Origin of the sequence: Tessaracoccus sp. MC1627 (assembly GCF_014164725.1) — a bacterium.
Classification (GTDB): domain Bacteria; phylum Actinomycetota; class Actinomycetes; order Propionibacteriales; family Propionibacteriaceae; genus Arachnia.
Genome location: NZ_JACJGA010000004.1, coordinates 1 through 23,312 on the forward strand (window position 1 = coordinate 1; position 23,312 = coordinate 23,312).

Here is a 23,312-nt window from a genome sequence, read left to right on the forward strand (position 1 = left end):
TGTGTTTTCCTCGGCGGCGATCAACCACCGACAGGTCGGCGTCGTCCAACCAGCAGAAGCGTTCCAAGTCCTCCGCCGATACCTCTTCGGGGAATCTGCCGAACCCTGCGGCCTGTTCATCACTTAGCCTCGATCTTTCATGACGGGCCTGTGTGGGGCTGGTCGGCGCCGGTGGCGTCGAGGTTGTGGTGATTCTTGCAGGTGGGTGTGACAAGGCCCCGCGTGACGTCTGCGGTGCGGGTTTCCAGGCCGAGAGCTTCTGATATTCGGTGGGACGTGTGGAGGCCTGGGGGTCAGGTCGCGGGTGCCGGGAGGCCTCGTAGTCGTTGGAGACCGTTGATGATCAGCCCACTCCAGGGGGACTGTTCGGTGAGGTGGACGACGACGCGGCGGGCTCTTCGGGCCAGCGTCGCGGGGATGGTGTAGAGCCGGTAGCGGAGCCGTTTCGGTTCCCAACGGCGGGCTTCATGACCGGCCAGCGCGAGCATCCCGCTCCAGGCCTGCAACTCGGAGGCGAGTGCGACGATCTGGCACCAGATCCGATTCTGGTCGAACCCCTGCAACGGGAGGTTGGCCAGGCCGGTGTCTTTCGCGATCCGGATGCGGTCTTCGCAGCGGGCGCGGCGACGATGCCGCAGTTCCAGCTGTTGGAGGGTGCCGAGGGTGGTGTTGGTGGCGAAGGCGGTGAGGCGGTAGCCGTCGACGTCATCGAAGCGCAGCTGAGCGCCGGGGTGGGGCCGTTCGCGGCGGACGATGACCCGCATCCCGGTAGGCCAGCCGTCGAGGTTGAGCAGTCCGGTGAAGTCGGCCAGGTCGGCCCCTTCCCGCGGCTGGTTGTCGGCGTTGAGGGCGGGGACCCAGACCCAGTCGGGGACCTGCTGGTAGAGGGCGGGGGTGTCGAGTGGGAGCGTGAATCCCACCGAATAGGCGACGCGGTGCTGGGCGAGCCAGGCGGTGAAGTCCTTCGTGCCGCCGGCGCCGTCCGCGCGGACCAGGACCCTGCGCCCCGGGCGAGGGTCGCGGCCGGGAAGCTGCGCCAACGCCTGCTTGGTGACGGTGATGTGATCGGCGGCGGTGTTCGAGCCGGCGTTCCCGGGCCGTAGGTGGACCACCAACGCTTCACCGGTGCCCTCGGGGCCGTGGTCGGCGAACGCCATCAACGGGTGGAACCCGAACCCTCGCTTGAACGTCGGCGCCGCCTGCTGCTTCTCCGAATGTGCGGTGATCAGCGACGCGTCGAGATCGATCACCACAGGATCCCCGGCAGTGGCTGCGTGGTCGGGGGCATGCTCACCGGCCAGCGACCAGGCCCTGGCGCGGGCCTGCTGCCTGGCTCCGGCGATCGCCTTGATGGCCTTGTCCGCGTCCTCGGCCAGGGCGGCGATCAGGCGGGACACGGTCGGGTCCGATGCCACCGGGCCGTAGACCCCTGGTTCGGCGCGGAGGGTGGCGAGGTCGCTCAACGCTTCACCGCCGAGGACCAGCGACAGGGCCAGATCACAGATGATCTTGCCCGGGTCGTGGATCGCCAACGGTTTCCGCCACCGGGAGAGCGCCTCCGACAGGGCCCGGTCGAGGCCGGCCGCCCGGATGGTCTCGGTCAGCAGGATCCCGCCGGCCTGGCCGACCGCGGTGACCTTGGCGGTATCGACATGAACCCTGGGATAAGAGCCGGTACTCTTCACCTCGAAGGTGCTCCTCGCTTGTTGAATGATTGTGCTTCGCAAAACACATCATCCCAAGTCAGGGGCACTTTCACCATCTCAGGCCGCTACAGTCCACCCACCGTCATGAAAGCACGAGGTTAGAAAATCGACCGCCATGCCATCCATCCAACAGGCAGCTGACTCCCTAGCGTGAATTTCCGTACCGATCTTCCTCGGACCCCAATGTCCTGCATCGTGCGCAGCAACTCACGGGCCAGGACGCCTCGCCCGTTCCGTGCCACCCGGAGCATCGCAGCGTCGAAGCCAAGGCCTGCCTGCACAGCGATGCTCATTTGATCCAGAGTGTCGGCCAACTCAAGGTCGACCTGCTCACGGCGCTTTTGATAGGAGTTCGTGAGGAGAAGATCCGGCAGGAAGAAGACTCCGACAGTGACTGCGACACCCAGCAGGAGTATCAGCGGTGACCTGTTACTCAGCCACAACAGCAGCCAGAGCGTTCCCACGAGAACAGTCCCGAGAACCTTGATGGACAGTAGTTGATCCACTGTCCAGCCTCCCGGGAATCCGGCCCTTGCCAAGGCGCGCTCCAACCTGGATCTGCGTTCGGGGGAATCGCTCGTCACCAAGGAGGGCGAGGTGGTGGACGAGTTCCTCGTCACCGGCCCCTCTTCCAGCACCCAGCGCGGCGGGCTCACCGTCAAGGCCAAGCCCGGCAAGGACACCTCCATCCGCATCAAGGGTCGTCAGGGCAAGGAAGCCTTCACTGCGATACTCGCGGACGGTGAACACCTCAAGCTCCCTGACGGCACAACCCTGCGGTACACCACGGAGCGCTCGCGGATGCTGGAGATGATCAACGCCACCGGTCCCGAGGCGCCACAAGGCTGACGGGGCCGTGTCCGAGTCCCTGCACAGGGTCCAGGGAGTTTCGACGCAGCTGCGGGCGCTTCGCGCCGCGGCTGGCTCAACCAGCGGTGGGAGGCGGCTCAACCAGCGGGGAAGGGGCTCAACCAGCGGGCAAGGGGGTGGAGCCGGCCGACACCGCGACGCTGCTGGGTCCTAAGATGGGGCGAGCCGCCGCCGCGGCACCCGTCGACCTGAAGGAGCACCGTGGGTATCACCGCCGACGACGTGGCCCGGCTGGGCGCGCTGGCCCGCATCCAGCTCACCCCCCAGGAGTGCCAGGACCTGGCGCCCGAGCTCAACGTCATCCTCGAGTCCGTCCGCAGCGTCTCCGAAGTCGCCGGCCCGGACGTGCCCATGGCCACCCACGCCATGCCGCTCACCAACGTGTTCCGCGACGACGTGACCACCCCGTCGCTCACCCAGGCCCAGGCGCTCTCCGGCGCCCCCGACAGCGAGGACGGCCGCTTCCGCGTCCCACAGATCCTGGGGGAGGAGTGAGCATGAACCCGATCCTCGCCAAGCCCGCCCACGAGCTCGCCGCGCTCCTCGCCGACGGCGCCCTCACCTCCGAGGCCCTCACCCAGGCCTGCCTGGAGCGCATCGACGAGCTCAACGGCACCCTCAACGTCTTCCTCTCCGTCGACGCTGACTCCGCCCTGGAGCAGGCCAAAGCCATCGACGCCCGCCGCGCCGCCGGCGAGAAGCTCGGCCCGCTCGCTGGCATCCCCATCGGCGTCAAGGACAACTTCTGCACCACCGACCACCCCACCACCTGCGGCTCCCACATGCTGGAGGGCTGGGTCCCGCCCTACGACGCCACCGTCGTCACGCGCCTCCGCGAGGCCGGGCTGGTCATCGTCGGCAAGACCAACATGGACGAGTTCGCCATGGGCTCCTCGACGGAGACCTCCTACTTCGGCCCCACCCGCAACCCGTGGGACACCGAGCGCATCCCCGGCGGCTCCGGCGGCGGCTCGGCCGCGGCCGTGGCGTCGTTCATGGTGCCGCTCGCGGTGGGCTCGGACACCGGCGGCTCCATCCGCCAGCCCGGCTCCGTCACCGGCACCGTCGGCGTGAAGCCCACCTACGGGGGAGTGTCGCGCTACGGCCTGGTGGCGATGGCCTCCAGCCTGGACCAGCCCGGCCCCTGCGCCCGCACCGCCCTCGACGCGGCGATGCTGCAGCAAGTCATCGGCGGCTACGACCCGCACGACTCGGCCTCCATCGATCAGCCCGTCGGCGACCTCGCCGGCGCCGCCGTCGCCCCTGACCTCACGGGCGTCCGCGTCGGCGTGGTGAAGGAACTCGGCGGCGAGGGCTACGAGCAGGGCGTCCTGGACCGGTTCACCGAGGCCGTCGACCTCCTGCGCGAGGCCGGCGCCGAGGTGGTCGAGGTGTCCTGCCCCGCGTTCAGCTACGCGCTGCCCGCCTACTACCTCATCCAGCCCGCCGAGCTCTCCAGCAACCTCGCCCGGTTCGACGGCATGCGCTACGGCCTCCGCGTCGGCGACGACGGCACCCGCGGCGCCGAGGAGGTCATGAACATCTCCCGCGACGCTGGCTTCGGCAAGGAGGCCAAGCGCCGCATCATCATCGGCACCTACGCCCTCTCGGCCGGCTACTACGACGCCTACTACGGCTCCGCGCAGCGCGTCCGCACCCTCATCCAACAGGACTTCGACAAGGCCTTCGAGGCCTGCGACGTCCTCGTCTCGCCCACCACGCCCACCGTCGCGTTCAAGATCGGCGAGCGCATGGCGGACCCCATGAGCATGTACATGGCGGACCTGTGCACCATCCCGTCAAACATGGCCGGCAACGCGTCGGCGTCATTCCCGATCGGGCTCAGCGACGACGGGCTCCCGGTGGGCCTGCAGGTGATGGCCCCGCCCATGGAGGACCCCCGGCTGTACCGGGTGGGCGGCGTCGTCGAACGGGCACTCGAGGCCCAATGGGGCGCGCCCCTGCTCAGCACAATGTCCGACGGCGAGAAGGCGGTGTCCGCATGAGCGAGACGGTGGACTACGACGACCTCCTCACCCGCTATGAGCCCGTCCTCGGGCTCGAGGTGCACGTGGAGCTCAACACCAACTCCAAGATGTTCTGCGGCTGCACCGTGGAGTTCGGAGGCGAGCCCAACACCCAGGTGTGCCCGGTGTGCCTCGGCCTGCCCGGCTCCCTGCCCGTGATCAACGGCAAGGCGGTGGAATCCGCCATCCGGATCGGGCTGGCGCTCAACTGCGAGATCGCCCAGTGGTGCCGGATGGCCCGGAAGAACTACTTCTACCCCGACATGACCAAGAACTTCCAGACCTCCCAGTACGACGAGCCCATCGCGTTCGACGGCTACGTGGACCTGGAGCTGGACGGCACAACCTACCGGGTGGAGATCGAGCGCGCCCACATGGAGGAGGACGCCGGCAAGGCCCTCCACATGGGCGGGGCCACCGGCCGCATCCACGGCGCCAGCCACTCGCTCATCGACTACAACCGCGCCGGCGTGCCGCTGATCGAGATCGTCACCCGTCCCGTCCGCGGGGCGGGGGAGAAGGCGCCGGAGGTGGCGAAGGCCTACGTGGCCCACCTGCGCGAACTGCTGCGCTCCCTGGGCGTCTCCGACGTGCGGATGGAGCAGGGGTCGCTGCGCTGCGACGCCAACATCTCGCTCATGCCCATCGGCGCCGAGGTGCTCGGCACCCGAACCGAGACCAAGAACGTCAACTCTCTGCGCTCGGTCGAGCGCGCCATCCGCTACGAGATGACGCGCCAGGCCGCCATCCTCGACGGCGGGGGCCGCGTCAAGCAGGAGACCCGCCACTTCCACGAGGCCACCGGCACCACCTCGCCGGGGCGCTCGAAGGAGGAGGCGGAGGACTACCGCTACTTCGCCGAACCGGACCTGATGCCCATCGCCCCCTCCCGCGAGTGGGTCGAGGAGCTGCGCGCCACGCTGCCCGAGCCGCCCGCCGAACACCGGGCGCGCCTGCAGCAACAGTGGGGGTTCAGCGACGTGGACTTCGGCAACATCGAGGCCGCCGGAGCGCTCGCCCTCGTGGAGGCGACGGTGGAGGCGGGCGCCTCCCCGGGCGCGGCCAGGAAGTGGTGGGTCACCGAGCTGGCGCGTCGGGCCAATGAGGCCGGCGTCGAGCTGGAGGAGCTGGCCATCACGCCCGCCCAGGTGGCGGCGGTGCAGGGGCTCGTCGACGCGGGCAAGGTCAACGACAAGCTGGCCCGCCAGGTCATCGAGGGCGTGCTCGCCGGTGAGGGCGAACCCGACGAGGTCGTCGCTGCCCGCGGGCTCGCGGTGGTCTCCGACGAGGGCGCCCTGAGCGCCGCCGTCGACGAGGTGATCGCGGCGAACCCGGATGTCGCGGCGAAGATCCGCGACGGGAAGGTGGCTGCTGCGGGCGCCCTCATCGGCCAGGTGATGAAGGCGATGCGCGGCCAGGCCGACGCCGGGATGGTCCGCGAACTGATCCTGTCGAAGCTGTCCTGAGGAGGACTGATGTACCTGTTTCATGCTTACGTGACTGTCGCGGCGGGGTCTGAGGACGAGTTCGCCGAGGCGTGCGTCGTCAACAGCCGCGCGTCGCTGCAGGAACCGGGTTGCCTCACCTTCGACGTGCTCCAGCAGGCCGACGACCCCACCCGCTTCGTGCTGGTGGAGGCGTATCGGTCGGAGGACGACCTGGCGGCGCACAAGACGACCGACCACTACAAGGCGTGGGCCGAGGTGGCGAATCGGTTGCAGGTGGAGCCGAGGTCGAAGACGGTCTACGTCCCGCTGATCACCGGCTGACGTTACCGGCCCCTGAGGAGGTCGACGTCGCGGAGCGACCGTCGGCCGTCTCGAAGGGTTGTGACGCAACCTCGGAGCGAGACTGCTTGTCAGGTTACGATTCGACCCTTCGAGACGCCCACGCGCCTTCGGCGGTGGGGCTCCTCAGGGATCGAAGATCAGCCCAGGGCGGCCCACGTCTGCGGGCCCACGACGCCGTCGGCCGACAGCCCGTTGCTGCGCTGGAAACTTCGCACCTGGGACTCGGTTCCCGGGCCGAACTGGCCGTCCGCGGTGAGCCAATAGCCGTGGTCGGACAGCCGCTGCTGCAGGTACTTCACGTGCTCACCAGTGGACCCGCGACGCAGCGTCGGCCGGGTCTGGGTCTGAGTACCGCCGCCCTGGTTGCCTGAGCCGCCGGACGGATCGCTCCACCCACCGTTCCAGCCGCCCGAGTTGCCGCTGCCCGAGTTGCCGCTGCCGCCGCCGGAGTTGCCGCCACTGGGCTCCTCCCAACCGCCCGAGCCTCCTGATCCGCCGCCCGAGCCGCCCTCAAGGGCCGCCCACGTGGCCGGGCCGACCACCCCGTCGACCGTCAAGCCGTGCGAGCTCTGGAAGCCGCGCACCGCATTGGCCGTGGCCGGGCCGAACTGGCCGTCCACGCTCAGCCAGGCGCCCCCGTCGACCAGCTTCTGCTGCAGGTAGCGCACGTCCTCCCCGCTGTCGCCCTGGCGCAGCGTCCGCCGCGACGTCCCCGTCTCGGGCTCGCCCCAGCCGCCCGGATCCACCGGCACCGAGGCCGCCGGGGCGGTGAGGGTGAACGGCCGCTGCGCCTGGAACGCCGCCGACACCGTGCCCACGGTGTAGAAGTTGGGCGTCTGATCCATCGGCATCCTGCGCACGATCGCCGAGTGGAACGAGCGGTAATCGCCCGAGAACGACGCATTGGCCCACACCCGCAGCACTGTCTCGGTGAAGAGGCCGTTGACGTCCCCGTCGCTGGACAGCTGGTTGTCCTGGCAGCCGGAGATGAGGATCAGCTCCGCGGCGATGTCCGTGCTCCGCGTGCTCCCCGCGACAGTCTTGGCCACGGCGTACAGCCCCCGGCGGCGTGCCGAGTCGGCCGCCGCGACACTCGGTGCCATCATGCGCGGCTGCAGCTTCGGCACGTGCACATCCGTGGGCCAGTACTCCTCGCCCAGCGGGTTGCGCAGCAGCGCTTCGCGGGTGGCGATGGCCAGGATGCTGCGCGCCACGGTGCCCGAGTGGCAGGAGTCGGACAGCACCACGATCCGCACCCCGGAGCGGAACTGGGACCACTTGAGGTACAGCTCGTCGTCGAGGACCTGCCTGTCGTACAGGCACCAGGTTTCGTCGAGCCCGTCGTCCTCGTCGCCGGTGTTGTCGCGGATCTGGCCGCCGTGGCCCGAGAAGCTGACGAACGCGATGTCCCCGTCGACGGCGGTGTTGGCCAAGCTGTCCAGGGCGCTGAGCAGCGCTGTGGAGGTGGCCTGCGCATCGAGCAGCTTCCGGGTGCGGAACCCCTCCCCGGAGGCAAGGGCCTCCATGTCGTTGGCGTCGTTGACGCACCCCGCGAGCACGGTGGGCGCCGGGATGTAGCTGGAGGTGTCTACCACGTTGAGTCCGACGTGGAGCGAGTAACCGGTCATGGAAGTGTCCTTTCGGATGGTGCGTGGTTCACTGCGGAACGGGGGTGGAGAGGGGGATGAGCACGCCACGGGTGCGCACCGGCCAGTCGACAGGCGGCGCCGCGGTGCGGGTGCCGTCGGTGCCCACCGCGGTGACGGTGAACCTCACGGCGGGATCGGTGGCATAGGTGGTCAGCGGGAGGACGAACTGACGCTCTGCCTGGCGCTGGGTGTGGGTGAGGGTCACCGGGTCCGCGGCGGCGCCCAGCAACGTGGCCGCCACCTCCAACCCCGCGACACCCGTTAGGTCCCCGGTGGCCACGAACGTGACGCCCAGGTGGAGGTCCTCGATGTAGCTGCGGGTCTCGTCGAGGCTCTCGGTGCCGGGCTCGACGGTGTGGTCCAGCGCAAGCAGACCCACCGTTCCCGGCGGCAGGGGCACTGTGGTCTGCTGCCCGGCGGTGAGGAGCAGCGACGGCGTGGCCACGACGGCGCCGTCGGCCACCACCCGGTTGACCGCCACGCGCCGGTCCAGCCGGTTGGTCAGCCGCACCGCGTCCCCGGTCCGCTCCGCGGTGACCGGCCCCCCGGCCGGTCCGACGACGCGGCTCAGGTCCAGCCGCAGGGTGCTCACCGCGCTGTCGCCGCCGGGAATGGCGTAGCGGGCGGAGCCCACGAGCCCGCCGCGCTGCAGCAGGGTCTTCAGCGTGAGCAGGCCGGGAATGTCGGTGGTCAGCATGAAGGTGAAGCCGGTGTCGATGGGCACGCAGTCCGCGCGGTCCGAGCCCGGCACCGCCCAACTCACCTCGGGTGCCACCCCCGCCTGCCACGGGCCGACGAGCTCGACCGGTCGGCCGAGCCGCTGGCGGAGCTCACCGGCGAGGAGAGCGAAGTCTGCCGCGTCCGGCTCGGGCTCCAGCGCTGCCGCCAGCACGCAGCGGATGTTGGCCGGGTTGTCCACGTCGATGGTGGAGGTGAGCAGCAGCGTGGGCTCATAGGCCCGGTCAGGGTCCTCGGCCGGGTAGCGACCCACGGCGTAGTTCTCGGGGATGACCAGGAACCTGCCCGGCTGGGTCAACGAACGGAAGACCCTGACACCGGCGACCGTGACGGATTCCGACTGCCACGGCCGGTACTGCGTCTCGCCCAGGCGGAGAGCAGGCCGGCAGCCGACGGCCTCCCATCCGTCGCCGGCGCGCTGCCGGTACAGCTGCGGGTGGTCGGCGCACGGCAGAAGGGCAGGGAGCCTGGTGGTGGCGGTGGCGCTCACCTTCACGTGCCTGACTACGCCCAGCTGTGCCAGGTCGAACTTCTCGAGGGCGATCGCCGGCGTCAGGCGGATCTCCGCCTTGGCCATGGCAAGCAGCTGCGAGGCCGCGATCGGGCGGGTGGCGTCGTCGCGGCGCCGCAGCGCCATCAGCTTCGGCGCGGTGAGACGGTCCACGGTGAGCCTCGACGGCGTCCGCTCCGCCCGCCAGCCGCTGTGCGCCAGGCCCACCTCGACGACGGCGGGCTCCGCCTGGAACCCCGGCGTCGACAGCGCACCGTAGGCGAGGCGGGCCCAGTTGTTCTGCAGCACGAAGGTGGCGGTGATTCTCGAGCCGACCTCGCCGAGCACCCCGCTCACCACCGCCGAGTTCGCGGTGACCAGCTCGGTGCGGGCGGCGCCGTCGTCGTCCCGGAAGGGCAGGTGCAGCCCCACCTGCGGCACGCACGGCACAGGCTTCAGCGGAGGCCGTCCCGCGCTCTCCCAGGGTGCGAGTGTCGCGGCGGAGGGGCGGGCGAGCAGGGTCACCACCACGGTGGCCTCCAGCGCGGGGGAGCCGTCGGCCTGATGCCCGACCTGCGCCAGATCGAACCGGAAGGGAGAGGAGTCCGGGTCCTGTCCCGGGGCGGGGACGTCGAGCACGATCTCGGGCAGGTACCAGCGGTCCTCACCCCGCCGGTCCGCCAACAAAGGCCTGCCGTCCAGCACCGGCCCGGTCTCCTGGGGCGCCAGGGGCGTGGACAACACCAGATTCTCGGCTAGGAGCGGCCGGATCACGGCGGGTTGCGGGCGGATGACCTGCATCAGGGGGACCGCCTCGTTCCGGCGCAGCATCAGCAGCTCACGGCCGGGGCCTCTGGTCCTGGTGCTGCGTGCGGGAAAGACGTCCCCCACGACGCCGCCCTCGGCGGTGACCAGGTGCACGACCTGCTCGGGGGCGGCCCCGAGCAGGGGAACGATGAGGTCGGCCACCGGCCGCCGCCACTGCCCGGACATGCCGTCGGTGCGCCGGACCCGGATCACCAGGTCCGGGCCCCCGCCGCCGCCTGCCAGCGCCGCGAGGAGCCCGCGGGCATCGTCGCCGGCGAAGGTGGCGGCCAGCGCCGCCGCCCCGAACGGACCCCGCGACTCGGTGCGCACCGGCTCGGCCACCTGCAGCGTGAACTCCACCCAGGCGAGGTCATCCAGCGTGCAGCGGAGGTCCAGGGCAAGCGTCGCCGTCATCACCAGGCCCGCTATGGGCTCGTGGGGCGCCGGTCTCCGGCTGAGGAGGAACGTGACCGAGCACGCCGGCGCGCCGGAGGGGTCGCGCCGGATCTCGGCGATGCTGGCCATGGCCAGACCTCACAACGGGTAGGACAGGAACGAGGTGGGCGTGCCTCCGGCCGACCGCCTCACCGGCTCGGCCTCCGTCTCGTGGGCCTCCGGGGAGTAGCCCTCCGCGGCGTACTCCTCGGCGTCGTACCCGACGGCGGTGGTAGCTGCGGCAGCGACCACCTCGCGGGTCGACGGGGCGGCAAGCTCGCGCAGGCGGCGGACCCGGTCGTCGGACAGGGAACGCGTCACCACGCCGTCGGCGTCCGGGGCAGGCACCTCGACGATCAGCGGGCCGTTGCCGTTGGCCGTGACCCATGGCCCGGTCCACGTCTGCCCCTTGCGGAACAGGGTGCCCTTGACGGTGGCCGTGACCTGGTAGCGGTAGTAGGGAAGCAACTGCGGGTCGCCGGAGAAGATCGTCCAGCTGCGGTCCTCGTCCACGTCCTCGAAGCCCCACCGGAAGCGCACGGGCGCCAGCCCGATCGGCTTGTAGTCCGCGTCCGTGGCCTCCATCACCACCTCGACGGTCTGCGAGCGGTCCTCCAGCATCACGCCCAGGCCGATGGGGCCCACCGCCACCCGGCCCGCGTTGTCGGCGCGGACCTCGAGCGTGGTGTCGTTGAGCAGGGTGCCGTTGGGCTCCGGGTCCAGGTCGATCACGTTGCGCTCGATCTGCACCCGGTGGTACGGATCCAGTGCCTCGCTGGGCGGCTCGGCCAGGTGGACCTTGCGCTTGACGTAGGTGAGGTCCGGCGTCCAGCCCGAGGGCGGGTTGTTGACGTCGCCGGCCACCTTCTTGGCGGTCTGGAACTTCCAGGTGGGGTCGTTGCCGTCCGCGCCGGAGAAGCTGTGTCCCTGCCAGTTGAGCTCGCCCCCGGTGTTGGGATAGCCGATCTGCACCGACATGAACTGCACCGTCTTGTCCTCCCAGCTCGCCACGGGGCGAACCACGCGCGCCAGCCGCTGCGGCCAGTCGTCCAGGTAGACGGTGAGGAAGTACTTGCGCTCGGCCTCGGGATCGCCCTTGATCTCGTCGCCCATGCCTGCCAGCGAGCTGGAGATCGTGTGGTCCTGCAGGTAGGCGAACTGCCGGGTCTCCTCGTAGTGGAGGTCCAGGTGGCTCTCGTCGCGGCGGTACTTCAGCGACAGCCCAACCCCCCACGGCGACCAGAACGAGCCGCCCGAGGACGCCTGCGCGGCGTCAACCTTGGGCTGCGGCTGCTCGAAGATGGTCTTCTGCGCCATCTCCATGAACTTGTTGAACACCAGATCCGAGCGCTCGTCCATCTTCCGCGCGATCTCGTCGGCGCCCGGCAGCGTCGTGTCCACCTTCACGTCGACCTTGATGGCCCCGGACTTGCGCATGTTGTTGAACTCGGCCTGCGCGTCCACCTTGGCCCACAGATAGCGGCCCGACGCCGCGGCCGAGAAGTGAGTGAACACCGAGTCCCAGTTGCCGTCGATCTTGATGGTGCACACCGGAGACCAGACCTTCAGCTTGTAGTTCTGGATCACGATCAGCGGGCTGGCCGTGCCGTGGAACGCCGCCCACGCGATGTTGGCCGGGTAGACCCCCAGCAGGCCCGAGAAGGCGTGCGTGCCGGTGGGGTCGATGGAGCCGCTGCCCTGGCCCTGCATCATGCAGTACCACGGGTCAAGGTTGTTGTCCCTGGACGGGGTGGCGCCGGGCTCCGGGTCCCGGGTCAGCGCCCGGTTGCCGGGCATGCCGACGGTGCGGAACCCCCGGGTGCGGCCGCCGCGGGTGGGCTGGTCCGCCGTCGGGAACCCGGTGGGGGTGGGCGACATGTTGGACACCGACGTGATGGTCTGCGCGATCACCGCGGGCCGGAACATCGGAGGCTTGCGGGCGTTCTTGATGCCCCAGAACGCGTCAGTGCTGGTGCTCATCTTGGCCGTGATGTCCGCCTCGGCCTGCCGCCTGGTCTGCTCGGGGAGCGCGCCCGTCACCGAGAACGTCATGATGCCGCCGGCCACGTCCCCGCCGCCGCCGATCACGCCCTCGCCGCCGGTGCCGGAGAAGCGCACCAGGTTGAACAGGTAGTCGCCCTTGTCCGGGCCGTCCTTGCGGGCCATCCGGATCCGGTTGGGCACGTAGTAGAAGACCGGGGCCTCGCCCTGGGCGATCAGCTCGTGGTTGTTGACGTCGGGCAGGTAGAGCACGTCGTACCCGTCCTTGGTGATGGGTTGGGTGCCGCCGGCGTAGGTGGGACCCATTGCCTGGACCATGGTTGCGCCTTCCTCGTCGAGTCTCCGATGCGCACTGCACCGTCACAGACACAGGAGCCCGCGGGCGGCCCGGTGATACGTCAGACGGTGGCGCGCCACGGAGCGCCGAAGCACACGAAGGCGCCGGCGCTCGCGTCGCCGACGGTGGCGCGGGCCAGCGCAGTGGCGGCGTCGACGCCGCCGCAGAGCTCGGCGTGGTAGGAAGCCATCACGGCGGCGGCCAGCTGGTCCCCGATCGGCGCGACGGGGGCCACCACGCAGGAGGCTCCGGCCGACAGCAGTGTCGCGGTGAGACCGAGCGGCTGATCGCCGGGCCGATGGGTGGCGCGCCCCACCTCGCAGGCGGACAGCACCACATGGCTGGCCCGCACCTCCAGGCCCTCCAGCTCGTGCGCGAACACAGGACCACCGGCCAGCAGGAGGCTGGAGAACTGAGGGTTGTCGCCGCGATGCTCGCCGTGCGCGGCCACGTGGACCAGGTCGTCGCCCGCCAGCGCGTCGCTGAGGTTGGTCGTCTGCACCAACGGCCAGCACCCCGCGACGGACTGCCGCTCCTCCGCCGCGAACGGCAATCCGGGGCCGGTCAGCACGCTGACCCGCGGCCGGTGCGCCACCCGGCCCGAGCTCGCCCAACTCGACGCGGTGGGTGCCACCGTGACGGCGCGGCCGCGCAACTGGGGCAGGGCCAGCCACGGCACCCCTGACAGGACGCGGGTGGGCACCACCACGAGCTGCCCGGGAAGGCCAGCCAGCGGCGCCGCCACCAGGTCCCCCAGCGCGGCCAGGCGCGCCGCCAGCGACGCCGCGACAGCCCCGGCCAGCGGGTGCGCGGGATGCATGTTGGCGCGCGCCGTGAGGTCCGCCCTGGCGGCCTCCACCAGCTCGGCGGCCAGCTCCGCCGACCCCAGGCTGATCGTGCGGTCCGGTCCTTCGCCCAACACGATGGCCCTCAACTCGTCGCCCCGGCGCAGCGTCACCACCACGCTGCATCCCTGCTGCTCGGCGGCGCTGCGCAGCGTGGCCGCACGGAGGACGACGGCGGTGGGCGGCAGCTGCGTCGCGGCCCCCCAGGTGAGCGCCCGGAGCTCCCGCTCAGCGACGACGATGGCGCGCCCAACGTCCTCGGCGTCGACGGCTCCGGGGTCGAATGCGGCCCGCAGGCGGCGCAGCTCGGAGGCGGCCTCCTGCACCCGCGGGTCCGGGCCCGCCCTCAGCCGCGGCGTGGGCCGGGCGGCCGCGCGCCACCGCTCGGCCGCCTCGACCACGGCCGAGGGGCCCTTCGAGGCGGCCAGGTCAAGGTCCAGCGCCGCGGCCGCCTCGCCGTGCAGGGCGGTCGCGGTGCGCAGGTCCAGGCTGGCCAGGCCGAGCTGGGCGTGTACCAGGGTGGAGTTGGCCCGTCTCAGCACCCGCCTCGCCTCTTCGTCGTCGCCCCGCCGGGAGGCGGCGGTGGCCAGCGCCACCAACCCGGCCAGCCGCAGCGAGACCACCGGCGACCGCGACAGCCACACCGCGTCCGGCATCAGGTCCGCGACCTCCGCAGGCCGCCCGGAGGCAGCGCGGAGGCCGGCTGCCGCGGCCTGGGCTGCCACGAAGCGGTCGCCGTCGGCGCTCGCGGTCTCCCACAGCGCCCGGGCCGCGGACAGGCGCGGCCGCGACATCAGCTGGCACAGCACGGCGCGGCGGTGCCAGCCCGGCTCGCCCCGCCGTCGGAACACCTGGGCCGCTGAACGGCTGCGGGTCAGCGCCTCGTCTGGGTGGCCGAGCAGCAGGGCGCACCGGGCCAGGTCCAGGTCCACCTCGGCCGCCTGCTGCGCCCCGGGCTGGCCTGCGCGGGCCACCAGTAGGAGGTCGTAGGCCTCGGACACCAGTCCCGCCTCCATCAGCGCGCGTGCGCGGTCCTGGCGGGCGACGGAGCGGTCGAGGGTGACGCTCAGGGCGTCCGCGTCGTGCATGTGGCGGAGCGCGGCGGGCAGGTCCCCGCGCAGGAACTGGATCCAGCCCAGGTTGTGCCGGGCCATGAACGACACCGGCGCCACGTCAAGCTCGTCCGCCAGCGCCGCCGCGGCCGTCAGGTCTGCGGCGGCATCCTCGAAGCGCCGCAGCTCTGAGGCGATGGTGCCGCGGTTGAGGAGCAGCCGCATCCGATCCGGCGGCGGGAGGCAGTCCTCGTCCAGGGCTGCGAGGGTGCGCCAGGCCGCCGGGCGATCTCCGGCCCGGGCCAGGAGGGTTCCGGCCTGGACGTCCGCGGCGCAGGCGATCTGGGGGAGTCCACCGGCGCGGGCCTCGTCGGCCGCGGTGCGCAGCTCCTCCAGCGCCGGCGAGGTGCCCCGCTCCTCGAACGTCACCCAGGCTGACGAGATCCGGATCCGCAGCGCCAACTCGACCTCCGAGACATCGCAGGCGGCCGCCGCCCGCGCCAGCAGCGCAGCCCCCTCGGCCGTGCGGTGCTCTGCAAGCGTCGCACGGGCCGAGTCGTAGAGCTGCTGCGCGGACCGGGTCACCTACACCTCGATGGTGGGGGTGACGACGGGCCGCTGGTCGGGTCGGCCGGGACGGATGAGGAAGCGCAGCGGGCCGTGCGGCACCCGCGCCCAGGTGAGCCGCCCCGTGGCGTCCGAGACCTGCAGGTCGATCGAGTCGGCCGTCCTGGCCTCCACGCTCACCCCGCCGCCGGTGACCCAGCCGTCCACCCGGACGCCGCCGTCGGTCTCGCTCATCACCACCATCAGGCTCAGGCTGGAGGCGGTGAACGTGAGCGTGTCCGTCACCGTGGGGTCCAGCCCCCTGGTGCCCGCCCGCTCCTGCTGGCTCAGTGAGGCGAGCTCGGCGTCCATCAGCTCCAGCGACACCGCGAACGAGATCCGCTCCACCAGGCCGATCGGCGGCGGATCGAACCGGGCCTGGGCGGCGGCGACGGCGGCGAGCAGGTGATCGTCGTCGGCGTCGAGCGGCCGGAGGGCGTCGTCGTGAGGGGTCATGCAGGGCTCCAGGCGGGATCGGAGGCCAGCGAGCGGCGCAGCGTGGCCAGGCATCGCCCCCGGGTGGGGCCGATGGAGCCGACGGGCATGCCGAGCGCGGCGGAAATGGTGGCGTAGTCGGGTCTGGTGGAGTAGGCGATGACGCGCAGCAGGGCCTGGCAGCGCGGGCTCAGCGCGTGGATGTGGGTCCACAGCCGCCGGTTGAGGTCGTCGGACTCGGCGATGACCTCGGGTGTGGGTTCGGGGGCGACGGTGGACTCGGGCAGCTCCACCTCCGGCGGGATGCGGGCCAGGCGCCACGCCTCCCTGCGGGTGGTGGTGAGCAGCCACGCGAACACCGCCTGCGGCTCGGCGATGGATCCGGCGCTTCGCACCAGCGCGAGCCAGGAGGACTGGACCACGTCCTCTGCCTGGGAGTGGCTGAGCCCTGACGAGCGCGCCACGGCCCACAGCGGTGGGGTGAGCAGCTCCACCAGGTCCGCAAGGCGCGAGGAGTCGCCCTCGCGGTAGCCGCGGAAGGCCTCGGCAGCCCGGCTGGACAGCGACTCCGCCGAGGTCATGGCGCCCGACCGGCCGAAGGGGCCGTCGTCACCATCAGCCGAGGGGCCCCCGTCCGCGCCGAGCCGTGGAACGGCATCGGCACGTAGTAGGGCATCGGGACGTAGTAGGGCAGCGGCACGTAGTACGGCTGGGGCGCGTAGGACGCGCGCTGGCGGGGGGATGGCGGGGCGTCGAGGATGCAGGGCTGTGACGGTGACACTGGTACTCCTCCGGGGACGGTTGAAACGGACGTCACCGGACAAGAGCCGACGGCCGCCCTCCTGATACCTCAGTGTCTCCGCTGAGGGCCCACAGTGGAAGGACGGGCTTCCTCAGAGGCCGGAGAGCGCCTCCCGCCAGGCCTCCAGCGCGGCGGGTTCGCCGCCGACAGTGACGTCCGCCTCACGCCCGCTGAGCAGCAGAACCAGCTCCGACGGAAGCCCGGAGACATGGATCGGGCGATTGCCCGTGCCCATGGCGATTTGTTGCGCGGTGTCGGTCCGGGTGAGAAGAACGCGCCCCCGGTAGCCCGCCTGCGCCTTGTGGGCCAGCATCCGCGCCACCGGCCACAGCTCCTGCTGCTCCGCCGGGGTGAGCACCTGCGAGCCGCCGTTGGCGCGCAGCACGTCCTCGTGGTGGATGAACAGCTCGGAGGTGTTGACGAGCTTGTCGATCGGCCGCATGAACCAGGCCGGCTGTTCCAGTGCATCCAGCAGGGCCGGATAGCCGAGGCTGTGCAGCGATTCCCGCTGGATGCGTTCGGTCAGCGGCGCGAAGCGCGGAATGCCGATGCCCGGCAGTGCGGCCGGCCGGTGTTCACGGACGTAGAGGTGGGCGGCGAGGTCCTGCGTCTGCCAGCCGCCGCACTTGGTGGGGGCGAACGGGCCGAGGCCGCGGAGGAGGGAGACGAGGGCGGAGCGCTGCCGCTGGGCGAAGGTCATAGGCTCAAGCTTAGGCAGGGCACAATGTGCTGCATGACTGGCACCATCGTGTACAACCAGGACGGACTGATCCCCGCCGTCGCCCAGGACGCCGACACCGGCGAGGTCCTCATGCTGGCCTGGATGAACGAGGAGTCGCTGCGCCTCACGCTGGCCACGGGCCGTGCCACGTACTGGTCCCGCTCGCGGCAGGAACTGTGGGAGAAGGGCCTCACCTCAGGGCACACCCAGCAGGTGGTGTCCGTCGCGCTGGACTGCGACGGCGACGCACTCCTGCTGCGCGTCCACCAGAGTGGCGCCGCCTGTCACACCGGCAACCGGACCTGCTTCTTCACCCCCCTGACGGCGGAGGACCTGTGATGCGGATCGCGCCCACCATCTCGGAGTTCACCAGGCTCGCCGAGGACCGGCGGGTGATCAGCGTCCACGCCAAGCTCCTGGCCGACGACCTGACCCCCGTGGCCGTCTACCAGGCCCTGTGCGGGGCGCGCGAGGGCACCTTCCTGTTCGAGTCCGCGGAGGCCGGCGTCTGGTCGCGCTACTCGTTCGTCGGTGTCAGGACGGCCGCCACCCTCACCGAGCTGGACGGCAAGGCGCACTGGGTGGGGCACCCGCTGGCCGGCATCGGCGACGGCGACCCCCTGACCGCGCTGCGCACCACCCTGCAGCAGCTGGCCACCCCCGTCGTCGAGGGTCTGCCCCCATTCCACGCCGGCATGGTGGGCTACCTCGGCTACGACGTGGTGCGCCGGCTGGAGCGCCTGCCCGACACCACCGTCGACGACCTCGAGCTGCCCGAGCTGGTGATGATGCTCACCAGCGAGCTGGCCGTGTTCGACCACCACCGCGGTGAGCTGTGGCTGATCGCCAACGCCATCAACTTCGACGGCACAGACGAAGGGGTGGAGCGGGCCTACTACGGGGCCGTCGCAGCGGTGGAGGCCATGGCCGAAGCGGTGCGCGCGCCCCGCCCGTCGTTCGCGGCGCAGGAGGGGGAGCCGGCCACGCTGGCGATCACGCGCCAGCGCACCTCCGAGGAGTACATGGCCATGGTAGAGGAGGCCAAGGAGGAGATCCGCGCCGGCGAGGCGTTCCAGATCGTGGTGTCCCAGCGCTTCGACATCCCCATCAGCGCCGACGCGTTGGAGGTCTACCGGGCGCTGCGGCTCACCAACCCCAGCCCCTACCTCTACCTGCTGCGCCTGCCCGGCTTCGACGTCGTGGGCTCCAGCCCCGAGGCGCTGGTCACCGTCCAGGACTCCGTGGTCACCACCCGTCCCATCGCCGGCTCCAGGCCGCGCGGCGCCACCCCGGAGGAGGATCGCAGGCTGGGCGAGGAGCTCCTCGCGGACCCCAAGGAGAGGGCCGAGCACCTCATGCTGGTGGACCTGGGCCGCAACGACCTCGGCCGCATCTGCAAGCCCGGCAGCGTCACCGTGCACGAGTTCATGAACATCCATCGCTACAGCCACATCATGCATCTGGAGGCCGCGGTCTCCGGGCGCCTGGCCTACGGGCGCAGCGCCCTCGACGCGGTCCTGGCCTGCTTCCCCGCCGGCACCCTGTCCGGGGCGCCGAAGGTGCGCGCCATGGAGATCATCGACAGGCTGGAGGTGTCGCGGCGGGGGCTCTACGGCGGCGTGGTGGGCTACTTCGACTTCGCCGGCAACTCGGACGTGGCCATCGCCATCCGCACCGCTGTCCTGTCCGACGGCGTGGCCCACGTGCAGGCGGGGGCGGGCATCGTCGCCGATTCGGTCCCGGAGACCGAGGACGCCGAGTGCCGCCACAAGGCGCAGGCCGTCATCACGGCGCTCGCGCGGGCAGAGGCGATGGGCACGGCGTGACCGGACGGTGGGCCGTCACGCTGCTGGCGCTGGCCGGCGCGCTGACCGCGGGGTTCTCGGCGCAGGCCGCTGGCAGCGGGGTTGCCTCCCTCGGATGGGCGCTGGCGGCGGGCCTCGGACTCTCGCTGATGCTGCGCGGGCTCCAGCTGCGGTTCCTGGGCGTGGCCCTCACCGCCCTGGCGGTCGCGGCCGCCGGGTGGGCGGGTCAGGCCGGGCAGTGGGTGTCGCTGGCCGGATTCGCGGCCTCCGCCATCGCCCTGCTCGGCATGGTGTGGTGGGGGCCGGGCTGGGTGACCCGCCGCCGCGCCGACGGCGCGCACCCCGTCGACCTGTGGGCCGCGATGGATTCCGGGGCCGATCCCACCGACGAGTAGGACGTGCACCGCGCTGGGGACGCACGGTAGTCTCGGCGCATACCTGAAGCGACGAAAGGCTCACGGCAATGGCGCGCACTCCGCAGTACTACCACCACGGCAAGAGCCCCATGGCCTGGGCCGCCTCGGGCATCGCCGCCCTCGGCTTCATCATCGCGGCCGCGGGATCCCTCATGGGCCCGCACTGGGCGCTCGTGATTACGGGCGGGGTCATCGTGGCCATCGCCGCCGTGCTCGCCCTGGTCATGAAGGCCATGGGCTACGGGCAGCCGTGACCGTCCTGGACGACATCATCGCCGGAGTCCGGCTAGACCTCGAGCAGCGCAGGGCGCGAACCCCCCTGGTTGACGTTATGCGCGCGGCCGAGCAGGCCGCGCCCGCTCTGGACCCCATGCCCCGGTTCCGTGCGCCCGGGCTGGCCGTGATCGCTGAGGTCAAGCGAAAGTCTCCGTCGAAGGGTGACCTCGCGGATATCGCGGACCCGGCAGCGCTGGCCGCCTCGTACGAGGCGGGCGGCGCCGCGGCCATCTCGGTCCTCACCGAGCAGCGGCGGTTCGGCGGCAGCCTGGCAGACCTCGACGCGGTCCGAGCCGCCGTCGGCATCCCCGTGCTCCGCAAGGACTTCATGGTGGAGGAGTACCAGTTCCACGAGGCCCGCGCCCACGGGGCGGACCTGGTGCTGCTGATCGTCGCGGCGCTCACCGATGAGGAGCTCGCCAGATTCGGCGCCCTCACCCACGAGCTCGGCATGACGGCGCTCGTCGAGACCCACACCGTCGACGAGGTGGACCGGGCGCTCACGCTCGGCTTTCAGCTGATCGGCGTCAACAACCGCAACCTCAAGACCCTGGAGGTGGACCTGTCCACCTTCGGCGCGTTGGCGGAGCGGATCGGCGGCACGGCTGTCAGGGTCGCGGAATCCGGCATCCTCACCACCGACGACGTGGCCGCCGTCGCGGCGGCCGGCGCAGACGTGATCCTCGTGGGGGAGGCGCTCGTCAAGCACGGCGACCCCTCCCGGGCCATCGCGGACTTCAGGTCCGCAGCAGAAAGGCAGGACGCATGAGCGTGCCAGATGACAGGGGCCACTTCGGACGCTTCGGCGGCCGATTCGTGCCCGAGGCGCTGCAGGCGGCGCTGACCGAGCTCACCGTCGCGTTCGACGCGGCGCAGGCGGATCCCGCCTACCACGCCGAACTCGCCCGGCTCCAGCGCGACTACTCGGGGCGCCCCACCCCCATCTCGGAGGCGGAGAACTTCTCGAAGCTGTGCGGCAACGCCCGCATCCTGCTCAAGCGCGAGGACCTCAACCACACCGGCGCGCACAAGATCAACAACGTGCTCGGTCAGGCGCTGCTCACCAAGCGGATGGGCAAGACCCGCGTGATCGCCGAGACCGGCGCCGGCCAGCACGGCGTGGCCACCGCCACCGCGGCCGCGCTGCTGGGGCTGGAGTGTCGCGTCTACATGGGCGAGGTGGACACCAAGCGCCAGGCCCTCAACGTGGCGCGCATGCAGCTGCTCGGCGCCGAGGTGTACGCCGTGGCGTCAGGCTCGCGGACGCTGAAGGACGCCATGAACGAGGCGATGCGGGACTGGGTCACCACCGTCGAGTCCACGCACTACCTGATCGGCACCGTCGGCGGACCGCACCCGTTCCCGTACATGGTGCGCGAGCTGCAGCGGATCATCTCCACCGAGGCGCGCCAGCAGATGTTGGACGACCACGGCGCCCTGCCCGACTATGTCGCGGCGTGTGTGGGCGGGGGCTCCAACGCCATCGGCATGTTCTTCGACTTCATCCCCGACGAGAGCGTCAAGCTCTACGGCTTCGAGGCCGAGGGGGAGGGGATCGCGACGGGCAGGCACGCGGCCACCATCGTCGCGGGCACCCCGGGCGTGCTGCACGGCGCCCGCACCTACGTCCTGCAGGACGAGGACGGGCAGACCATCGAGTCGCACTCCATCTCCGCCGGGCTGGACTACCCAGGAGTCGGGCCGGAGCACGCCTGGCTAGCCGACACCGGGCGCGCGGTCTACGAGGGCATCACCGACGACGAGGCCATGGACGCCTTCCGGCTGCTGAGCCGCACCGAGGGCATCATCCCGGCCATCGAGTCCGCCCACGCCCTGGCGGGAGCCCGACGGCTGGGCCTGAGGATCGCGGAGGAGGACCCGTCGGCCCGCCCCACCATCCTGGTGAACCTGTCGGGTCGCGGGGACAAGGACGTGGCCACGGCGTTCGAGTACTTCGGGTTGTCGGGCCAGCCGGACCAGACCGTCGGGGGCATGGAATGAGCCAGTTCACCGACGCTGACCGGCTTGGGATCTCCGGCCAGGTCGTCGCCCGCGCACTGGACGCGGGACGCCCGGCGCTGGTGGGGTACCTGCCGGTGGGGTACCCGAGTGTCGCGGATTCGATCACCGCGGTGAAGGCCATCACCGAGGGCGTCGAGGGTCGCGGGGTGGACATCGTCGAGATCGGCATGCCCTACTCAGACCCGCTGATGGACGGTCTGGTCATCCAGCACGCCACCGCCAAGGCCCGCGCCAGGGGCGTGCGCACCCGCGACGCGTTCCTCGCCGTCGAAGCCGTGGCGCAGACCACCGCCACGCCCATGGTGATGACGTACTGGAACCTCATCGAGGCCTACGGCCCTGACGCGTTCGCCCGCGACCTCGCCGCCGCCGGCGGGGCAGGTGTGATCACCCCGGACCTGCCGCCCGACGACTGCCCGGAATGGCATGAGGCCACGGACAACTACGGCCTGGACCGGGTGTTCCTGATCGCGCCGTCGTCGACGGAGGAGCGGATCGCGCTCACCATGGCGTCGTGTCGCGGCTGGGTCTACGCCTCCAGCGTGATGGGCGTCACCGGCACCCGCACCGCCACCTCGGACGCGGCCCCCATCATCACGGCCCGGGCCCGGGCCGTGGACCAGGGGCTCCCCATCGGCATCGGCCTGGGCGTCTCGAACGGCGACCAGGCTGCCGAGGTGGGCCGCTACGCGGACCTGGTCATCGTGGGATCGGCCCTCCTCAAGTGCCTGGACTCCGACGGGCTGGACCTGCAGACAGACCTCGGCCGCCTCCGCAGGCTCGCAGACGAGCTCGCCGGTGGCGTCGAGAGGGCCCGCCGGTGATCTCTCGGCGCGGACTCCTCTGCGTCGGCGCGGTGGGGCTCCTGGCCGGCTGCACCCCCGACGAGGGGCCCGTGGCCAGCGTCAACATGGGCCAGAGTGAGTGGCACGGAACCATGCTGGCCGACGGCGGCAACCCGCTTCCTGACGTGACGCTGACCGACCAGTTCGGGCAGCCTTACAACCTGGCCACGGGGCCCACCACCAGCGCGGTGGCGCTGTTCTTCGGCTACACCAACTGCCCCGACGTGTGCCCGGGGATCATGGCGGACATGGCCACCGCCAAGCGTCGCCTCCCCGAGGACCTCATCGACGACATCACCCTCATCGTGGTCACCACGGACCCCGCCCGCGACACCCCCGAGGTGCTCCGGGAGTACCTGGCGCGCGTGGATGACTCGTTTGTTGGCCTCAGCGGCCCGCTGGAGGACATCATGCCCGCCGCGATGAGCCTCGGCATCGACATCGCCGAGGGCAAGCAGCTGCCCTCCGGCGGCTACGAGGTGGACCACGGCACCTACGTGCTGGGCTTCGGCGAGGACCGCCTGATGCGAGTGGTGTGGAACGGGCTGTCGGCCGGCGAGATGAAGGACGACTTCGAGCGCCTGATCGCCGCCTGACGGGCGCCGGGAGTAGCCTGGGGCAGAGCCGACGAGGAGGA

The 23,312-nt window shown here is 71.2% G+C and carries 23 protein-coding genes; 13 read left to right on the top strand and 10 right to left on the bottom strand.

The features are described from left to right. Positions 1 to 293: 293 nt before the first annotated feature. Both H5399_RS08575 and H5399_RS08580 read right to left on the bottom strand, forming a co-directional pair. Entirely contained in the window at positions 294 to 1,685 is a 1,392-nt protein-coding gene (locus H5399_RS08575; protein WP_182782640.1) for an IS1380 family transposase, read from the bottom strand. 119 nt (positions 1,686 to 1,804) lie between these two features. Next, on the bottom strand, positions 1,805 to 2,212 hold the full coding sequence (locus H5399_RS08580) for a hypothetical protein (protein WP_182782641.1): 408 nt from the start codon (positions 2,210 to 2,212) through the stop codon (positions 1,805 to 1,807). Between the two features lie 91 nt (positions 2,213 to 2,303). On the opposite strand from H5399_RS08580, the gene H5399_RS08585 reads away from it, so the two are divergent. The 5 genes from H5399_RS08585 to H5399_RS08605 all read left to right on the top strand — a co-directional run bounded on the left by H5399_RS08585 (position 2,304) and on the right by H5399_RS08605 (position 6,372). After that, the gene (locus H5399_RS08585) at positions 2,304 to 2,555 is read left to right on the top strand and encodes a hypothetical protein (RefSeq protein WP_182782642.1); all 252 of its coding nucleotides are present in this window, start codon (positions 2,304 to 2,306) and stop codon (positions 2,553 to 2,555) included. A 222-nt stretch (positions 2,556 to 2,777) separates the two neighbouring features. Beyond that, positions 2,778 to 3,071, top strand: a complete 294-nt coding sequence (gene gatC / locus H5399_RS08590; RefSeq protein ID WP_182782643.1) for an Asp-tRNA(Asn)/Glu-tRNA(Gln) amidotransferase subunit GatC — start codon at positions 2,778 to 2,780, stop codon at positions 3,069 to 3,071. Between the two features lie 2 nt (positions 3,072 to 3,073). Beyond that, entirely contained in the window at positions 3,074 to 4,582 is a 1,509-nt protein-coding gene (gene gatA, locus H5399_RS08595) for an Asp-tRNA(Asn)/Glu-tRNA(Gln) amidotransferase subunit GatA (RefSeq protein ID WP_182782644.1), read from the top strand. Next, entirely contained in the window at positions 4,579 to 6,069 is a 1,491-nt protein-coding gene (gene gatB, locus H5399_RS08600; RefSeq protein ID WP_182782645.1) for an Asp-tRNA(Asn)/Glu-tRNA(Gln) amidotransferase subunit GatB, read from the top strand. The genes gatA and gatB overlap by 4 nt, the downstream gene beginning before the upstream one ends. Before the next feature lie 9 nt (positions 6,070 to 6,078). After that, entirely contained in the window at positions 6,079 to 6,372 is a 294-nt protein-coding gene (locus tag H5399_RS08605) for a putative quinol monooxygenase (RefSeq protein WP_182782646.1), read from the top strand. Positions 6,373 to 6,530: 158 nt separating this feature from the next. Here H5399_RS08605 and H5399_RS17575 read toward each other — a convergent pair whose 3' ends face one another. The 8 genes from H5399_RS17575 to H5399_RS08645 form a co-directional block, all read right to left on the bottom strand. Next, positions 6,531 to 8,021 carry a peptidoglycan-binding protein gene (locus tag H5399_RS17575; protein ID WP_220490928.1) on the bottom strand — a complete coding sequence of 497 codons (1,491 nt, stop codon included), beginning with the start codon at positions 8,019 to 8,021 and terminating at the stop codon, positions 6,531 to 6,533. 28 nt (positions 8,022 to 8,049) lie between these two features. Then, positions 8,050 to 10,602 carry a hypothetical protein gene (locus tag H5399_RS08615; protein ID WP_182782647.1) on the bottom strand — a complete coding sequence of 851 codons (2,553 nt, stop codon included), beginning with the start codon at positions 10,600 to 10,602 and terminating at the stop codon, positions 8,050 to 8,052. Positions 10,603 to 10,611: 9 nt separating this feature from the next. Then, positions 10,612 to 12,831, bottom strand: a complete 2,220-nt coding sequence (locus tag H5399_RS08620; protein WP_182782648.1) for a hypothetical protein — start codon at positions 12,829 to 12,831, stop codon at positions 10,612 to 10,614. Positions 12,832 to 12,911: 80 nt separating this feature from the next. After that, complete coding sequence (locus H5399_RS18525) at positions 12,912 to 15,332, bottom strand: CHAT domain-containing protein (RefSeq protein ID WP_182782649.1); 2,421 nt, start codon at positions 15,330 to 15,332, stop codon at positions 12,912 to 12,914. Continuing rightward, a complete protein-coding gene (locus tag H5399_RS08630; RefSeq protein ID WP_182782650.1) occupies positions 15,333 to 15,809 on the bottom strand; it encodes a hypothetical protein in 477 nt (158 codons plus the stop codon). Further along, positions 15,806 to 16,369, bottom strand: coding sequence for an RNA polymerase sigma factor (locus H5399_RS08635; protein WP_182782651.1), 564 nt, complete (start codon positions 16,367 to 16,369; stop codon positions 15,806 to 15,808). The genes H5399_RS08630 and H5399_RS08635 overlap by 4 nt, the downstream gene beginning before the upstream one ends. Further along, entirely contained in the window at positions 16,366 to 16,569 is a 204-nt protein-coding gene (locus H5399_RS08640; protein WP_182782652.1) for a hypothetical protein, read from the bottom strand. The genes H5399_RS08635 and H5399_RS08640 overlap by 4 nt, the downstream gene beginning before the upstream one ends. A 112-nt stretch (positions 16,570 to 16,681) precedes the next feature. Beyond that, the gene (locus H5399_RS08645) at positions 16,682 to 17,290 is read right to left on the bottom strand and encodes a TIGR03085 family metal-binding protein (protein ID WP_182782653.1); all 609 of its coding nucleotides are present in this window, start codon (positions 17,288 to 17,290) and stop codon (positions 16,682 to 16,684) included. A 33-nt stretch (positions 17,291 to 17,323) separates the two neighbouring features. On the opposite strand from H5399_RS08645, the gene hisI reads away from it, so the two are divergent. The 8 genes from hisI (at position 17,324) to H5399_RS08685 (ending at position 23,271) form a co-directional block, all read left to right on the top strand. Beyond that, positions 17,324 to 17,650 carry a phosphoribosyl-AMP cyclohydrolase gene (hisI, locus tag H5399_RS08650; RefSeq protein ID WP_255422194.1) on the top strand — a complete coding sequence of 109 codons (327 nt, stop codon included), beginning with the start codon at positions 17,324 to 17,326 and terminating at the stop codon, positions 17,648 to 17,650. Continuing rightward, on the top strand, positions 17,650 to 19,137 hold the full coding sequence (locus H5399_RS08655; protein ID WP_182782655.1) for an anthranilate synthase component I: 1,488 nt from the start codon (positions 17,650 to 17,652) through the stop codon (positions 19,135 to 19,137). Before hisI ends, H5399_RS08655 begins: the two co-directional genes overlap by 1 nt. Continuing rightward, on the top strand, positions 19,134 to 19,511 hold the full coding sequence (locus tag H5399_RS08660) for a hypothetical protein (RefSeq protein WP_182782656.1): 378 nt from the start codon (positions 19,134 to 19,136) through the stop codon (positions 19,509 to 19,511). The genes H5399_RS08655 and H5399_RS08660 overlap by 4 nt, the downstream gene beginning before the upstream one ends. Positions 19,512 to 19,579: 68 nt before the next feature. Next, a complete protein-coding gene (locus H5399_RS08665; protein ID WP_182782657.1) occupies positions 19,580 to 19,786 on the top strand; it encodes an HGxxPAAW family protein in 207 nt (68 codons plus the stop codon). Next, positions 19,783 to 20,577, top strand: coding sequence for an indole-3-glycerol phosphate synthase TrpC (trpC, locus tag H5399_RS08670; RefSeq protein WP_182782658.1), 795 nt, complete (start codon positions 19,783 to 19,785; stop codon positions 20,575 to 20,577). The genes H5399_RS08665 and trpC overlap by 4 nt, the downstream gene beginning before the upstream one ends. Further along, complete coding sequence (trpB, locus tag H5399_RS08675; RefSeq protein ID WP_182782659.1) at positions 20,574 to 21,809, top strand: tryptophan synthase subunit beta; 1,236 nt, start codon at positions 20,574 to 20,576, stop codon at positions 21,807 to 21,809. Before trpC ends, trpB begins: the two co-directional genes overlap by 4 nt. Further along, a complete protein-coding gene (trpA, locus tag H5399_RS08680; RefSeq protein WP_182782660.1) occupies positions 21,806 to 22,654 on the top strand; it encodes a tryptophan synthase subunit alpha in 849 nt (282 codons plus the stop codon). Before trpB ends, trpA begins: the two co-directional genes overlap by 4 nt. After that, positions 22,651 to 23,271, top strand: coding sequence for an SCO family protein (locus H5399_RS08685; protein ID WP_182782661.1), 621 nt, complete (start codon positions 22,651 to 22,653; stop codon positions 23,269 to 23,271). Before trpA ends, H5399_RS08685 begins: the two co-directional genes overlap by 4 nt. Positions 23,272 to 23,312 lie beyond the last annotated feature (41 nt).